The sequence below is a fragment of the Pseudoalteromonas sp. OOF1S-7 genome (genome assembly GCF_022347765.1).
Classification (GTDB): domain Bacteria; phylum Pseudomonadota; class Gammaproteobacteria; order Enterobacterales; family Alteromonadaceae; genus Pseudoalteromonas.
Window position 1 is genome coordinate 38,786 of record NZ_JAKRFZ010000011.1, and the last position, 16,914, is coordinate 55,699.

Here is a 16,914-nt window from a genome sequence, read left to right on the forward strand (position 1 = left end):
AATTCGGGGGGCATGTGTCGCTCAAGCAACAAGTATTTATGATCAAGCGGCAAAAACCGTTCTGGTCGATTTTACTGCTATTTTTGGTGGTGCTGGTGATTGCCGTACACGGTTCTTTTACGCGTCTGAATGCCTACGTATATAGCCAGTTTAACCACCTGTTTGAGCAGCAAAGCAGTGATATCGTGGTAATTGAGTCTGAAAATCTGCAACATCAGCAGTCAGACCTGATCAGCCAGTTGCTTCAACATGATGTTGAAGCCATCGTCGTGCTATCCGATGTTGTGTCAAAGCAAAGCATGTCCTTTGCCAATGTATACTTTCCTTTTGCCGATCCGCGCTATTGCCTGCCAGCTGTTCAATCCTGGCTGGGCTATAATATGGTACTTGGCAAACCGGCATCTCAATGCCAGAATGTTTGGGAAAGTATCTATGGGCCACAACACCTCAACACCGGCAAGCTGATCAACTTCGCACTGGCGCCCAGTGCCCTGCCTAAATTTTCGAGTACCCGATTACTTGAAGAGGACGTGCTGCTCAGTCAGCTTGCAGGCAAAGTTGTCTTAATCGCCCAGCAACAATTGGGCTTTAGCGTTCCGCTGCGTGCCCCGAAATTGCAAGGTGCCAATAACCCCGTCTACCTGCATGCCTATGTTGCAGATAGCCTGGCCAAATCACAACTGGTGACGCGTCTGGTGCAGTGGCAGTCTGTCGCGTTACAGCTGAGCTTGCTGGCACTGTTGCTGATCATTTACCAGAAAAATACGCTAACCCTGAGCGTCATTATTGCTGTCGGCCTATCTGTCATCGGCTTGTTGAGCAGTTATATAGTCATGCTGATGGCTCATTATCTGCTGCCAATTGGCCAGTTGCTGGTGATCAATGTGATGACCATGTTGTGGGTGTTTTTCTCGCGAAAATGGCTTGAAGAGAACGAACTACTAGAGCTGATTGCCAATGTCCACCAGCGCATGATGGGACGCTACCTGCCGCGCTCAATCAGCACCGAGAGCACCCCGTGGGATGCCATTATTACCCTGGTAAATCAGCAACTTGCACTAAACCGCTCTATTTTTCTCGCACGCCTGGAAGGGGATCACCGGCTTGAAGAGATCCGAGCTATAAACTGCAATATCGAAGACATCCTGGAACAGCGCAGAGACTACCAGCGTCCACCCTATTCCGATGCCATTAAAGCATTTGGCGCAGTGCACACCGCCCGACCCTTCTTCACCGGTCTTCAGGAGCTGGAGCGTCAATTTGTCGTACCTTTGATGTATGCTGGCGACATTCGGGGATTCTGGGCCATGACGGTGATCCCCAATGAGCAATTCGATGAAAAAGCCTTCATCAAAAATGTCAATCGCTTTGCGAGCCAGATTGGTGAGCTGTTATTCCACTACAGAATGCTGCAAACCCAACAACGTGCATCTCTTAGTCCATTAACCCGGGCATTGACGCTCACACTTGAAAAACCCCTGAGCCAGAAAGTAAAAGCTGCCATCGGCGAAATGGAGCAAAAGCTGTCTACGCTGGAGCAGGTCTTTAATCAGATCCGCACTGCAGCGGTGCTATTTAACCTGTTTGGTCAGGTAGTGCAGACCAACCAGCCGCTGGAACAGCTGGCTAAAAAGCATCACCTGGCGTTGTTCGAAATGACAGCCCTGGACCTGCTTGACAAAATCACCGTCATGTCAAAAGAAAAGCTTAAAGGCAAGCTGCGCTATCTGACCCTGCAACAGGGTGAGCTGTTTCTGCCAGCCACGCTCGGCAAAGATACCTATATTCTGAACATTCGCTCCATCTCTGCCAACCAGGTCAGCAGCACCATAGGCGAGCCCTTTTCGGTGGCCGGGATCCTATTTGAATTTATCGACATCACTACCTTGCTACAACAACTGGAAGATCCGCAAGCATTGTTGAACCAGCTAACGTCGGCCTCCCCCGACAACGATGAAGATAGCAATGAGGAGCACACGCTGTAATGGATTGGGTGTTACCACTTTTTCCGGATGGAAGCGGGCTTGGCCAGTCGGTTATCACCACAGTTTGGGTTGGGATAGCCGTGGTATGCTTGCTGAATTTGCGCTTTGGCTTTCCGCTCACAGGTCTGGTAGTACCGGGCTACCTGGTACCCTTGTTGATTGTCAGCCCGGTTTCTGCCATGGTCATTTTGATAGAAGCCATTGTCGTCTATGTACTCATGCGTTTCAGCGCCAAAATGGTGATGGAACGACTGGGCTACGCGGAAATGTTTGGCCGGGATCGTTTCTTTGCCATTATTCTGATCAGTATTCTGGTCAGGGTGGTGATGGACATCCTGTTCTGGCCACAGATTGGTCAGTTATTGGCGCTGTGGGACATCACCTTTGATTACGCAGGACAACTGTATAGTCTCGGCCTGGTGATCATTGCCCTGACTGCCAACGTGATGTGGAATGGTGGTTTCCGCTATGGTATGCGAGTAACGCTGGTCCAGCTTGCGATTACCTTTATATTGGTACGCTTTGTCCTGATGCCGTTTACCAATTTCAGTATTGCTAACCTCGCCATCATGTATGAAGCCGTTGCGGCCTCCATACTGGCAGCCCCCAAGGCTTATATCATTCTGGTGATCACGGCCTTTTTGGCCTCCCGGGCTAATATCCGCTACGGCTGGGAGTTCAATGGCATCATGCTTCCGGCATTGCTGGCCCTACAGCTGATGCAGCCCAGCAAGTTGCTCACCACGATTATCGAAACCACCGTGATCTTGTCGCTCGGTGCCATATTGCTCAATTTGACCCGCCTAAAACACGCTAACTTTGAAGGCGCGCGGCTATTATTGTTGTTTTTCAATATCGGTTTTATCTACAAACTCACCCTAAATTACTTTGTGGTTGATTATTTCCCGACTCTCAAAGCCACAGACACATTTGCCTTTGGCTATATGCTATCCACTTTGCTGGCACTCAAGATTTATCAGAAAAATGCCCTGGGCCTGGTACTGCGGGCGACTTTCCAGACTTCCATGGTTGGCGGTCTGCTGGCGTTTGGCATCGGCTTCGCCATCATGTTTGTGCCATCTCTGATCCAAGCTCCGACACAACCAGCCACCGTAGATGAAGCCCAGAGTGCACCTCTGAGCCATCATGTAAGTGAATACAAAAGCTATCTGTATACAGCGCGATACGATTTACTGAATCTCAGCCACTACCAGCAAGCACAACAATTGCAGCGCTTCAAAGGAGCGATTCGATTGCTGAGTGAAAACCGCCAGGACTCAGACACACAGCATCGTGCCGCCCAGGTGCTGGCCGAATTAGGCTTTGTGCTTATTGATAACCCGGCCACTTTGGTCATCAAAGACACTCAGACAACCCATCCTAGAGGATTTTTTGCCCTGGCCAAGTCTCCTGTACGAGCGCACATAGTAACCGTACCTTATCCCACGAGTGAACGTCTGGCCGGCGATGCCGCAGGGCAACTTTTCGCCATCTTAGGCAGCAGGGCACTGGCACTCGGGACCCGGGTCACGCCATCGGTAGCCAGCCAACAAACGCGCCCCCAAAGCGCGTATTACCAAGCTTTTATTGCGGCGCTGAACACCGATGAAGTACTTCAGCTACGAGCCATAAACCAATATACCCGACCTCAGCTCAAACTTATGCGCTTTTCAGATCAAAGCCAGTTTTGGATTTACAATCAACTGCCTGAATCGCTGTCACAACGCCAGCTCACACGATTGCTTGGGTTTGAACGCAGCCAGTTTGGCCTGCTCAGTGAGGACAACCTGCCCTATCCAGGTTATCAGGGCACCATGCTGGAAACTTTTTTTGACAATCTGAGTTACTCCACGCTGCTGTCACACACTGCACGAAGTAACGCCAACGCGCCACAATATCCCGTCGAGCAGCTGAGCTTACCACTCGACGAGCTGGTCACCCAGTTTTCTCAACATATCAGTGCTAAGGGCAGCGGCCATTTTCGTATGCTCGAAAAAAATGAGGCGGCACTGTGGGAATACGAAGTGCTTGAACCACTATTTAAACTCTCCCACGAGCTACGCTCGCGAACACTCAGTGAAAACGACTTCAATCGCCTGGAACAACTTAATCGACTTGCTAATATGGTTGGCTATCGCCTGCAACTGGTCATTAATAACGCCCATCGTCTGGTGATCATTAGTCCTTTACCTGAAGTAAACTATTATCAACAGGGTCAGGGCTTTTATGTTATCAACCTCAATTCAACCCAGCCGTTGACCATTCAGGTACCCCGACCCCTGTTCGAGAGTAATACACTGCAGTTTGCAACAGACCTGTTCCAGGCTAGCGGGGCACGAGCATTGCTGATTGCCGGTGCTCACCCTTATGCCAGTGAAGAAGCAAATGTGATGGCACCCACCAACACTCGGACACTCTATAATGTGGTACACCAAAGTGCGGTACGTCATAATCCGGGCATGCCCGTGTTAAGCTTGCAGGTACGCAGCCACAGCGCACCGTCACAGATCCGCCCAAGCGCCCTTGCCTATCAATTTACTCAGCCTGACTTTCGTCATACTTCCACTATTAATGCACTACTCAAAGCCATGACGCGACTGGGCATCTCAGTCGAGAAAGTATCTGGCCAGATCACCACGCGGGGGCTCGAGATTGGCTCATCTCCGCAGTCAGGCTATCGTCTGTTCAGTCCCGATAGTGAACTGGCCACTCTGTGGCTGGCATCAGATTTTAAACAGCACTATGCAGTCTCCGAACAAGCGCTGCAGGAAAGGTTACTCGCTGTATCCGCTTTGCCCCGGTTTATGCCACTACGCCTTGCGGCAACCGGACCGGATGACTGGGAGGGGCTATCAGACGAGCAAATGCAAAGGCTCGAAAAGGCCATAGATCGCTACGCACAAACCCAACATCTGCCCTGGTTAAGCGCACTTTGTGATGAGCTGCCGCGCTGCCGGTTGCAGGCTATCCGCCTGTCTGACAACCAATTGCTCGGCTTGCAAGTGCAACTGGTAGGCAAAACCGCAGCCGTATACCTAGCTCAGCGCAATCGGCTGATCACGCGCGAGACAATTGAAATCATGATACAAGGGGGGCCGAATGTACTGGATTAAACGTGTCCTGCAAGCCCTGCTGCTGGTCCTCTTACTGCTAGCAGGATACCGTGTTGCACTACATTTTTATGTCTGGCTAAATTCAGCGGAGCGCATTGCAGCACGCAGTGAAGAAGAAACCCGTTCTGTGGTGCACTGGCTAAGCCCGGATCGTCCCCTCATTTTTACATTCCCCACTTCAAGGACCGTTGCTATCCGGGTGTTGTCGAATGCTATTTTTGCCAGCCACACCGTGTTTGACCGGCCGATCAATTATGCCATTGAGTATCGCTTACTGGATAGTCAGGATAACGAACTGGAAAAGCATATCTACCACCATGCCTCCAAGCTTGCGCTGGAAGAAGGTCAGCAGCAGGTTAAACAACTGATTGAAGACAGGCAGGCGCTGGCCGTCACATCCGGACAGTCGTTTTATGTCGACTGGCAACAGTTAACCCGTGCCAGTAAAATCTCGTTGCGGCTAATCCCGGAAGAGCCGAGTCTGCGTGGCGTCGTTGTGCGTATTCATGGTAAAACCCCCACCAATGCGGACGATGTCACCCGCACCTGGCTGAAGCTGCCCGAGCAGTGGCGGGAGCGGATGACTGGCTACCATACGCTGGGAGATAGCGGTTTGCAGCCTCAGCAAATTGCCAATGCTGTCTCTTACGATTGGCGTAAACTCGCACCACAGGGGATCCCGGGTATCGACTTTGACGCCGATATTCTCTACGAGTCTCTGCCCTATAACGTGATCACCTATGATTTTTCTGCAGAGCAGTTTGATTTGGATGGATACTATACCCGGCCGGACCTGTCTGCTTCAGTTCGCCTGACCAGCACGGGCAGTTTAAGTGTACAAACGCAGGGGAACGTCAAAGATTTGCAACTGATCTGGCACGACCTCACACAGCACCAGGCGCCGCTGACACTGAGCCTGATCGAGACTGATGACCCAACGCGTTTTCTGCTACCTGACCTGCAACCCGGGCTATTGGTGGTCCGCTCCCGCTCTGAGATGATCACCACCTGGCGCGACGAGCAGGATCAGGTCATTGCCCCTTTACACAGCTATTACTATCAGCTTGATGAGACCAGTCAGGTCGAATACACAGTACAAGGCGGCAGTGATATCCAGCTGGATATGCGAGGCCCGGCCGACAGCACCATGCAGCTCAGTATTTATGATAGCCAGCAGCAATTATTGCGCACAGAGACCCTGATCCTGTCGGGTATGAGCAGTGGATTTGATCGTTTAATTACCCCCGAAACCCGACGAGAAGTCATTACCGATAGCGAAAAGCGCTTTGTGCGCCTGAGCCCGCAGGCACACCGAGTCACGCTTAGCAGCTCCAGCCCGATAGCCGTAAAACTGCAAAGCCGGCACGGTACAATGCATCATCAGAATTATGTGTGCGCCACCTTGTGCGATGCACCACAAACCGGATTTACTGAGGTAGGCGCCTGGTTCAGTCAAAGCGCCGACAATGAATTTGATTTTATTGAACAGCAAAAGATCCTTAAAGTGCGCCTGTTCAGTGCGCCACCACCGCTTGAGGAGAAACAAACGGGCTACTTGTCTCAAGCGCTGTTTGTACGCCTGCCGGTATCCAATACCGCGCTGGTTTACAGTCCGCCCAAGTACTTTGCCCCACCGCAGCCCCCAGCGCCGTTTCAGTATGCGCCGCTGACCAGATTAGCGACATTGCACCGTGCTCAGCGCAGCATACAGCACTCCGGGGCTTTGACAGCGCCCATTCCCAGGGTCATAACCCTCAGTGATAACGGGATCCGCTACACCGAGCAGGACATCAAGCAGCTTAATACTCTGCCCGATTTATCGGACCCGTCTTCGCGGCACTTTATCAATCTGGGCGAGCCGCGTGACTACTGGAAAGTGCGTTTGTTTCAGCTAAAACCGGGCCAAATCCTGAAGCAAGACTACCGGGGTAAAGGCAAACCGATGGCGATTGTGATCAAACCGTTTACCCGAGGTACACAGTCGGCAGATCCGCTTCTCATCCAGACCCAGCTGGATGGTCGTTTCAGCCAAAGTGTCACCGATGAGTACAGTATTGCCCGCAAGCGCTATGCGCTGGCCCCCGAGCATGGGCTACCTGCATTTTTACTGCACCCGAAAAACCCGGCGCTGACAGCCTACCCATCTGTTACGCTGACAATCGGGTCGGATATTGAAGCGTTAGACCAGCTGAGTGTGTCCACTGAGCAGACCCTGTGGTTTGCCCTGCTGGAAGAATATGCAACACCACCTCCCCAACCACAATGGTGGCAACATGAATATTAAGCAATTGCTGTTTTTATCATTATTACTGTTAGCTGATAAGGGACTGGCCAACGATGTACCTGAACAGCAAAGCCCCAGCTGGCAAATGCTGTACAACTGGTTTGCCCAGCCTGCTACCCTGGCACCCTGGCAATTACACAGCCAGCCGGACCTGGTCAAACTACAGGCAAGTTCAGCACTCTTTGGTGGCGGCGATTTGTATTACCGCCCTGAACGCTCGGCTTGCATGCTGTCTGTGCCTCATCAGTTTCACGATCAGCTGACCGGTGAAATAGGTAAAGCGGTCTTTGCGACTCAATGTCAGGTGATGGTGATCAATACCGAACATCGCAACGCGCCCAGCCCCGACTTGTACAGTATGGACTACTCACACCGCCCAAACGGGTTGCATGCGGCGGCCGCGCAGGCGTTTGCCAGACGTTACCCAGCCGGTCATCTGTACCAGTTGCATGGCTTTGCTCAGGATAAACGCCGCACACCGCAAGCCCGTCAGGCCGATTTCATTATCAGTCAGGGCAGACAAAGCACCGCCGCTTTGTCACAATTGCGCCTGTGCCTGTCAAAACTCAGCGTACACACCTATCAGTACCCTCAACAGGTGTCTGAACTGGGTGGTACGCGCAATGTTATGCATCGCCTGGGATTACCGGCAGGCTATTTTATTCATATTGAGATCAGTCGCCCGATGCGCGAACGGCTGGTCGCGCAGCCCGATACTCTGGAACAGTTTGCTCTATGCCTTATTTGATTGTGTTGTTTCTGATAAGCGTTCTGTTGCCTGTGCAGGCAAAACCTGCCGCACTGCACAGCGCCCCCGACTGGTATGCACCTGACACACTGCAGTTGCGCCACAGTGCCGCGGATATCAATCTGGCGCCCAGACGGTCGCGCTTTATTTTGCTACCCGCCGGAAACTGGCTAAGCCTGGAGAACTCGCCGCACACCGTGCAAGTGTTTCAGGGACAGTCTCCTTCTGCCATGCAGCGCGTTACCCGCGCAGAGTTACACTGTGAGCAACACCAGTGCCAGTTGCCTGCAACCGCGACAACCCGGCTGCTGCGCTTTTATAATCCCACTGATGAGATCCAGCCGGTGTCGGCCTGGCAGGGTCAGTTTCACAGTCACAGAGACCCGTTTCGCATTCCCGTCAAGCTGGCCCTGCCGGCTATGCAAGTCTATGAAGCACAAACGCATACCACCTTGTATCGCCTGAACGACGGCCAGAGTGTGCAACTGTTTTTTGCGAAGGCCATCAAGCTCAGGTTAAATGCCCGACGTATTCTGCAGAGCCAGGCTCAGCCGCAAGCTCAGCGTGGCATAGTGACAGCCAGGCTGGATGATGCGCTGATCAGTCAGCTCTCACTGAGCGACACGCCTGCCGATGAGTTTACGCCTCAACTGCGCAAACACCGGCTTGGTCATGATATTACCTTCGGAGATGATCAAGTCATTGGTTTGAGCAGCAGTGACTATATCGCGGTGCCTGCGGGGGGCTACCTGCGCATTACGGCGCAAGGCGATACGTTGCTTAATCTGATCCAAATGGAGCGGGGCTTATACGACACAGATGCCGCACAAACCTGGCCGGAGTCGTTGTTTAACCCCTACTGGACCGATAACTTGCAGTGGCAACTGGAGCAGGTCTATCAGCATCATGATATTTCAGCGCTGCAGTCGACGGATATTGCGAGGGCCAGCGCACTGGGGCGACAACGCCTGTCAGAACTGCAAGATACTTTAGCGACAGTGCGCTTCTTGCTGCCCAAAAAGTCCGAGCAACCATACACCAGCCATGTCAGTGAGCAGCCGGTTGTTCATGCCTACCGGCCGGCAATAGACCGCCTGTATCCTACTGTACAAGATCAGACTTTGCATTATCATAGTGTATCCGGCGCGGTGCAGTTTGAATTGCCCGCTCAACAGCGCCTGTCTCCAATGCTGCGGCTGTATGCACGCACAGCTTCAGCCACGGAGCTGACGCTGGTCATTGACAGTTACCGGCACACCATCAACCTGCTGCCCTCCGAGCATTTTGCCATGCTGTCACTGCCGCTGCCCCTGGATGCCGAGCAGCTCAGTGTATCCGTCAGTGATGATGGACAGGTTGACCTGGCCTTGCGTGTCAGGGAATTGCAGTCTTTACCAAATAATGCGCTGTTATATCAGCGCCCGGGACTGCTTCGGGAAAAAAGCCCGGCCATTGCCTATCGCCTGGAGCAACAACTGCAACGTCTTGCTCACAGCTATCAACAGGGCCTGTCTCGTTTTTCTCTGACCCACACAGACCATCCGTACAGCCCGGATAGTCTCAGCGCCAGCCATTGGCACTACCGCCTTGGCGAAGCCGAAATGCAGGTTCAGCAAGATCCACAGCAAGCACTGCCGATGCTCAAGGCATTGATTGACAGCCCGAATAAGGAAGTGGTGATCCGAGCCTGGCAGCTACGCATTGCAGCCTTTCGGGCGCTGGGCGAGCACAACACTGCGGAGCGTTATCTGGGGGCATTGCTGAGCCATCCCTATCAGGCGCTACAACGTTATGCGGCGCAGCAACTGTTGGCACACTATCAAAACACCCAGGCAATCCACAGTATTCAGGGGTTATGCAGCCTGTGGCATAGCACCTTGCCTGAGTGTCAGACAGCCCTGATCGCCAGTTTTACCGAGCTACAGCAAAACCTCTTTGCATTGTGGCTGGGACATGACACACGCAAAGAGGATGACCTCCTGCAAGTGCTCAGTGAGCAGCTCGGTTATACACAGCCCGTCAGTAACCCTCCCGAGCTTGATTATTCACTCCATCACTTTGGCGTCAGTACCGTGCTCAGTGAGACCAGTAATACAAGCGCCTATCCGCTGACTGACAAACCACTCACAGTCACGGCACATCAACCTATGTTGCTGAAGGTCAGTGCCCGGGCAAAAGCAGCCGACACAGAACAGGCTCAGATCTCTTGGTTGCACATACATCAGGGTGAGCTGCGTAAAATCATACCCGTGTTTGAAGACGTCCCCGCATCCAGCGTACTGCATATCGATGACGACGATCAGCCTCGGCTGTCTATCGCCAGTAGCGGCTATTTTGCGCTTCGTGCTGGAGAACAGTTAACCCTCAGCAGCACCCAACTGCTACTATTGCAGTTTGATGCCCTGCCCCCCACTCACAACCCCACCCACGGCCAGGACCTGGCAGGCACACTGTGGCAGGAAGACTTTATGTCGCTGCTCTATCAAACGCCAGTGAGTGGTGAGCAAGCAGTCGCCGCACAGCGCACTTTACTGCTCAATGCCCTGCTAAGGCTTGATTCCCAGTCGCTCAGTGAGCATGAATTCACCGCCCTGTCAGCAAAATTGATGCAACGCAGTGAGGTGGCGCCACTGGATATTTTGTATAGCCGTATTCTGAGCTTTGGACACTGGCAAGCATTTGATACCTATCAGAATTATGCTGGCACCCAGCTGGTCGATTTGTCTGCGTTGTTAAAGCGCAGTAGCGCTGAACAATTTAGCCGCCATACCAGCCGCAATGACGCCTTACCCGGGCTGATCTTGCGCCCCAATCATAGCCTGGCGCTGGACTTGCGCGAGCTTGCGTCTTTGCAGGTCAGGCTGGTGTTTCACTTCTCGAACGCCGAATTACTGCAACTGCAGCAGCGTCCGCTGGTGAGTATTGAGCGCGCAGAAGGCACGATTAACTGGTCGCTCGACGACGCCCGCAGTGAGCTGGGTATGACTCGCGCGGATCTCGACGCTGGCAGCCTGATATTGCGCTGGCTTAATCCATTTGCCGCGCAACTGCTGAGTGTCGAAGTCGAGGCCTATCAGCAGGGTCGCTGGCAGGCCATAGAGTTAGCGGCCGAGCAGCTTTTCTATTACGGCGACGAGGCTAACCCGATCACCGCAAAACTCAGTAAAGACGCGGTGCTCAAGCTGGAATATGTCGAACACAATGCACGACACGAGCAGTCTGGATTCTACCCGGCCGGCCTGATAACTCTGGCACCACAAACGGCGAGCCTGGCCAGACTCTATCGCTGGCAGCTGGACCCCAACCGCCATAAGCTGGCTGTGGCACCGCCCGTCGTTCCTTACCGAGTGGCAGATCCTGAGCTGGTGTATACCCAGAAGGAGCAAACCTATCACGCGCCCGTTATGCAGGCCAATGGCAACCTGACCCACGTGGAAGGCGTGATGCAGTATAATCGTGATGGGATCTATCAAAGCAGTGAACCACTGGGCTCAGAGCATACGCTGGACCTTGGCATTCGACTGCGTAACCGCTATAAACAGCACTGGTATCGGCTGGAGAGTTTTTTCCGTCTGAACAACACCAGCGAACCCTCGTTCAGCATTAACGGCTTGTACGACTGGCTCGATGATGAGGACGACTGGTTTGCCAAAGCGCAGTGGTATAACCGCTGGCAAGAGTCTCCCCTGAGCCGGGAAACCCACCTGACCAGTCAGTGGACAGTGGCAATAGGCGAGATCTGGCGAGAAGATCAACACTGGCGTCATCAGTGGTGGTGGCAGCCTTTTTATTACTACACCAGCATAGACAAGGCCGAGTACCTGGCGGATGAAACCATCAGCAATGCCATGTTTAACTTTTATCGCCACAACCACAGTGACGGCTGGCGCGGCGGCTATCGCATTCGTCATCAGAGCCGGGTAGACAGCCAGCTCAGCGCTCAGCTCACAACGACATCGAATTCAGACTGGACCTCACTGGACGTTGCCTCATTAAGTGGTGTCTGGCAGCAATATTATCAGGGCCACATTTTCTCCGTCGGGCTGAGCAGTGGCTATGTATTTGCCGATGACCACAGGCCAAACGCAACCTGGCAATACCTGAGCACAGTAAGCTGGCAAACGCTGTTTGACTTCACTGAGCACACCGGTGGCTGGGTAAGCCTTAACTGGACACAGGACTGGTTCAGAAATAATCACAGTATTCGCTTAGAGGTCACGCTGGGCAACTTGCAACGCAGTGGCTTTGGCCCGTTTGCACACGACGAGATCATTTTTGAATCACTGCAGCTTACGCATTTCTTAGAGCAGGACCTGTATGGCAGATAATCAATTAAAATCCCAGCTTCAGGCGATATTATTCGCCGATACAGAAAAGTTCTGGCTAAATTTGCATCGACACAAATACCATCAGCTGCTCGAAGAACTGGCCAGCTGGGAGTTGTTACAAAGCCCGCCAAAGGACGAGCAACTGAATTACTGGCAACTGCTGCAAACCATTGCTTTTTTACGCCATAAAATCGAACGATTGCACGAGCAGCTCGAAGGACATGATGCCGATTATCAGTCGTTTGTTGAACGGCTCGGTAAAGCAGAGCTGGCCACCGAGAAACAACTGCATATCCTTAAATACGCAGAAACTCTGGGCGCCTCGGGCACTCAGCTGCAACAAGATAAACAGGCCTTTTCCCGGTGGTTTGATGAAGGCGCTGTGATAGGCCGCTATCAAACCCTGGTTGCCGACTTAGAGCAGGATCTGCGCTTTTTTATCGCCAAGCTGGGCGCACTGACCAACCGCTACCTCAGACTGTCGGAAGACAATCTGGATAAAGCCTGGAAGAAATTGGATCTGCAACCGTTTTTCCTGCGCCTGATGGCCACCAGCAACAATGCTCATGTTCGCCACGGTATGATCCGTGCGTTAGTCAACCAGGTGTCTGTGATCAACGAATTCAAAGCCGATCCGGAACTTGACAGTGAGCTGGTTGCTGAATTAATCGAGTTGCTTGATGCCGAAAACACCCCCTATCAGGCCGTGGTGGATATCCTGGAGATCCTGATCCATCAGCGTCCGACCTTTGTGCGCAGTTATATGTGGGCCTATGTCGAAGCAAGCGAGAGCGACAGCACACCTGTGCAAAAGCGCAATGACCAGCTGTTTATTGTGGCCGCGATGCCGCGTATTCTGGCCAACAAATACCCACTGGCAGAGCGAGATATTCCTTTGCTGCGAGAGTTAGCCCGGCACCCGTTTGCCCGGGTTAGGCAAGTGTGCATAGAGCAACTCCCCAATCTACCGGATGGGCTTGCCAAAACATTGCTTGAACAACGCTTTGCCGATGAAACGGTCGATGCCGTGCGCTTCACGTTAGTCAAACAGCTGACCGCCGCCCGCTTTGCCGCCGATGGTTACGCATTTAAGCTGTGGCGCTCGCTTCTGCTTGGCCAGGAGTGCCTTGAAGTCAAACGCATGTTGTTAGAACAAAGTCCCAGGCTGATGCTCAACCAAGCGGTCGAGACACCGCTCGATGAAGCATCTGCCAGTCAGGACGCGGCATTAACACAAAGCTATATCAAGGTGCTGAATCAGGCACTGGACAGTGAACCCAGCGTAGCCGTCAGACGTTACGTTACCCGAACCCGTGAGCAGCTGATCAGCTTCACACAACAAAGTTTACATGCCCAGCTTGCTCAGCAGCTGGCGGAAAAAGAAACCGTTTATCTGCCGGGTGATATCGACCAGGACACCCTGGGCCGTGCGCTTAGTATGCTGGCTCAGCATGAACAAAGTTTTAATGCATATCGCGACAAACAAGGCTGGCGGATCGTGATTGGATATAAGCGCCGTCGTCGTTTCTGGCGCATTTGGCATGAGTTTTTCAGCCCCAGTACCGATAAACGTCAAAGTTTTAGCCATACCAGTGCCAAAATACCCTCGGCACAGTTGCATGTGCCAACGTGTACAACGGCGGAGATCAGTGCCACCAATGTCCCCGGCGAGGCGCTCTATCACCTGAAAGAAGCCAGTGCGCGTCCCCATTTGCCGCTACCCGACTATCTGTTGTCCGTACTGAGCCAGGATCACCTTAAAGCCAGTAATAAAAATTATACGCCCGATGGTATTTTAGTGGTCTCTGCACCAAAGCATGTGTGGCAACGCGTTCGCGCCTACTGGCAACTGTCGGTAAACTATGCCGAAATAGATGGACTGCGCAAAGGCAATGAACTTGAGCAGCAAAACTACCTGGCGCGATTGCGCAAACTCGGATTTAGTCTGGAGTTTCAGCCTTATGGCACTGAGCTGAACTGTGAATTTCCGGTTGAGTCAGGGATTACCAAGTTATTTGCCCGAGCCGGTGTGCCAGGCGTGCTGGTCAATCTGGGCTACAGTTTTAAAGAGTATCTGTATTCTATTTATCAAAACAGCATCGGCCAGCTGGTGTTTTTTGTATCGACCTTTATCGTCTATTTCTGGTTACGCCATGTTCGGTTGAATCGCAAAATCCGCTCCAACCGCGCCAAGATCCCCGTCACCATAGGTGGCTGGGGCACACGGGGAAAATCCGGCACGGAGCGACTCAAAGCCGCCTTATTCAGTAGTCTGGCATTGCGCGTGGTCACCAAAACGACCGGCTGTGAAGCCATGATGATTTTCGCGCGCAGTTCGGGGGAACAATATGAGCTGCCTCTGTTTCGGCCTTTTGACAAAGCAAGTATCTGGGAACAAAGCGATGTCCTTGATTTCGCCCGCTCGGTACGCGCAGATGTCTTTTTATGGGAGTGTATGGGCCTGACGCCCAGATACGTGCGGATCCTGCGCCGCTGGATGCGCGATAACTTCACCACCATTACCAATACTTATCCGGATCATGAGGATATTCTCGGTCCGAGTGGGGTCGACGTCGCGCAGGAAATGGCGGCGTTTATTGGCAGCCACACTCAAATCTTCACAGCAGAGCAAACTATGGCTCCTATTTTGAATCGCGCAGCGGAACACAAGCAATCGACCCTGATCCAACTGCACTGGGGAGACGGCTTTCAGATCACCCCGGATATCCGCGCTTTATATCCCTATGAAGAGCACCCGGATAATATCGCGCTGGTATGCAAAATGGCGCAGTACATTGGTATCGACAAAGACTATGTGTACAAAGAAACCGCTGAGCGCATTGTGCCTGATGTGGGCGTATTACAGCACTTTACGGCTGCCCCGGTAGATCATCTGACTCAGTCTTTCGTCAACAGTATGTCGGCCAATGAACGTTTGGCCACGCTGGAAAACTGGCGTCGTCTGGGGCTGTTTGAACTCAATGATCAACCCAAGACGCAAACCATTGCCCTGCTCAACAACCGCAATGACCGTGTTGCGCGCTCTAAAGTGTTTGCTCAGGTGTTGATTGAAGATCTCAGTTTTGATCATATTGTCGTGGTTGGTAGCAATGTCGATGGCTTTGAAGCGTATCTGGACCAGGCGCTGGATACCCGCATTGGCCGTTTGACTGACAATAATGACAAACAAGATTTGATACGCCTGCTGGCGCAATGGAAATGTGATGCAACTCCGGCACAGTTTATCGATCAGCTTAATGCGCTACTTGACTCTCCCTGGCTCGAAACGGCCCACCTGTATGATGAGGATCTGCTGGGTATCGCACTCACCGAACATATTGACGATAAAGCACAGCAGCGTCTCATCCAGCTGCGAGTTCAAAACTGGCAACTGGCGCAGTCACTATTATGCCTGGATGACTTAACCACTCACCATAAGCAACTGGAACGTGTTCTGAGTAGTATCCTGCACAGTAAATTGTTGTTGCTTGATAATCCGCATATCACCGCAGATGAGCTAACCAGCCGCATCGCTCGCCTTGGTCTGACCGGCCAACACCAGCTGATTGTGGGCATGCAAAATATCAAAGGCCCGGGTCTCAATTATGTCTATGCCTGGCAACACTGGCATACTCTGCACGCCAGTTGTGAGCGCTTGCTTGAGCCTCAGATCAGCCACGCTCAGTTTCGTCGTGACCTCAATAAGCTGACGCAACTTGATAAGGTCAATCGCATCGAGCGTGACTATTTTTCGCATATGTTGCAAACCCTCAGCAAGCTCCCTCAGGCGCAAAGCGAGTTTGCTCAGGCTGAACTCAGCCACCTGGCTGAGCGACTCACCCAGCAAAACGCCAGCGACGATCAGGCTGCGGGCCCACAAAGCCTGTCAGGTTTGACCCGCTTTGTGCTGCAGGTCGTCGAGTCTTTTCTGGATGCCGGCGCGGCGGTAAAAAGAAAGAAAACCGCACAACAAGTGTATCGGGATATCGCCACACAAAGGATCACCCCGGAGCGGGCCATTTCAGTTCTGGCTGCGCTGAATCGGGGACAGAAGCCGGGTTGGCTGACCGAGCGCTGGCTAAACCGCAATCAGGATTAAAATTCATACCCAACGCCCGCATTACTTTAATGCGGGCATACTCCTTGCTCTGATCATCCCTGAGCGCCTCAAATCTAGTGTCGTTTCGCATTTTGCTAAGCCAAATGACCGTTTCAGGTCTGGCAAAATGCCAAAAATATGCAAATTGCGAAACGACAGAGAATCAATGACATGTGAAAGTATTAGGTACGCAGCGTGTGAAACCCAATCCTTTGGTACTAATTTTATCATGTGTTCTTGAGGCATAAATCGGAACTAACAGTCATTTTTTGATTTCTAATTGACCAAACTGTGTAAAAGTAAGAAAATGGGATTAGTTAAAATTGATTAGGGATAACATTTTATTTACACAAATAG

General features: G+C 52.3%; 6 protein-coding genes. All 6 read left to right on the forward strand.

Annotation, left to right across the window (positions count from 1 at the left end; genetic code table 11):
* The first annotated feature begins 38 nt into the window (after window positions 1–38).
* Genes MHN33_RS15850 through MHN33_RS15875 form a run of 6 tightly spaced genes read left to right on the forward strand, consistent with a single transcriptional unit; the run spans window position 39 to window position 16,557 of the window.
* The gene (locus MHN33_RS15850) at window positions 39–1,985 is read left to right on the forward strand and encodes a hypothetical protein (protein ID WP_239399192.1); all 1,947 of its coding nucleotides are present in this window, start codon (window positions 39–41) and stop codon (window positions 1,983–1,985) included.
* The gene (locus tag MHN33_RS15855) at window positions 1,985–5,098 is read left to right on the forward strand and encodes a poly-gamma-glutamate biosynthesis protein PgsC/CapC (protein ID WP_239399194.1); all 3,114 of its coding nucleotides are present in this window, start codon (window positions 1,985–1,987) and stop codon (window positions 5,096–5,098) included. Before MHN33_RS15850 ends, MHN33_RS15855 begins: the two co-directional genes overlap by 1 nt.
* Window positions 5,085–7,382, forward strand: a complete 2,298-nt coding sequence (locus MHN33_RS15860) for a hypothetical protein (protein ID WP_239399195.1) — start codon at window positions 5,085–5,087, stop codon at window positions 7,380–7,382. Before MHN33_RS15855 ends, MHN33_RS15860 begins: the two co-directional genes overlap by 14 nt.
* A complete protein-coding gene (locus MHN33_RS15865; protein WP_239399197.1) occupies window positions 7,372–8,130 on the forward strand; it encodes a hypothetical protein in 759 nt (252 codons plus the stop codon). The genes MHN33_RS15860 and MHN33_RS15865 overlap by 11 nt, the downstream gene beginning before the upstream one ends.
* Window positions 8,118–12,458: a hypothetical protein gene (locus MHN33_RS15870; RefSeq protein WP_239399198.1), complete on the forward strand. Its 4,341-nt coding sequence runs from the start codon at window positions 8,118–8,120 to the stop codon at window positions 12,456–12,458. Before MHN33_RS15865 ends, MHN33_RS15870 begins: the two co-directional genes overlap by 13 nt.
* On the forward strand, window positions 12,448–16,557 hold the full coding sequence (locus MHN33_RS15875; protein WP_239399200.1) for a poly-gamma-glutamate synthase PgsB: 4,110 nt from the start codon (window positions 12,448–12,450) through the stop codon (window positions 16,555–16,557). The genes MHN33_RS15870 and MHN33_RS15875 overlap by 11 nt, the downstream gene beginning before the upstream one ends.
* Window positions 16,558–16,914: the final 357 nt, after the last annotated feature.

Excerpts from the sequence above, each read along its gene's own strand:
- MHN33_RS15870 (WP_239399198.1), top strand. The coding sequence starts at position 8,118 with ATGCCTTATTTGATTGTGTTGTTTCTGATAAGCGTTCTGTTGCCTGTG.
- MHN33_RS15865 (WP_239399197.1), top strand. The coding sequence starts at position 7,372 with ATGAATATTAAGCAATTGCTGTTTTTATCATTATTACTGTTAGCTGAT.
- MHN33_RS15855 (WP_239399194.1), top strand. The coding sequence starts at position 1,985 with ATGGATTGGGTGTTACCACTTTTTCCGGATGGAAGCGGGCTTGGCCAG.
- MHN33_RS15850 (WP_239399192.1), top strand. The coding sequence starts at position 39 with ATGATCAAGCGGCAAAAACCGTTCTGGTCGATTTTACTGCTATTTTTG.
- MHN33_RS15860 (WP_239399195.1), top strand. The coding sequence starts at position 5,085 with ATGTACTGGATTAAACGTGTCCTGCAAGCCCTGCTGCTGGTCCTCTTA.
- MHN33_RS15875 (WP_239399200.1), top strand. The coding sequence starts at position 12,448 with ATGGCAGATAATCAATTAAAATCCCAGCTTCAGGCGATATTATTCGCC.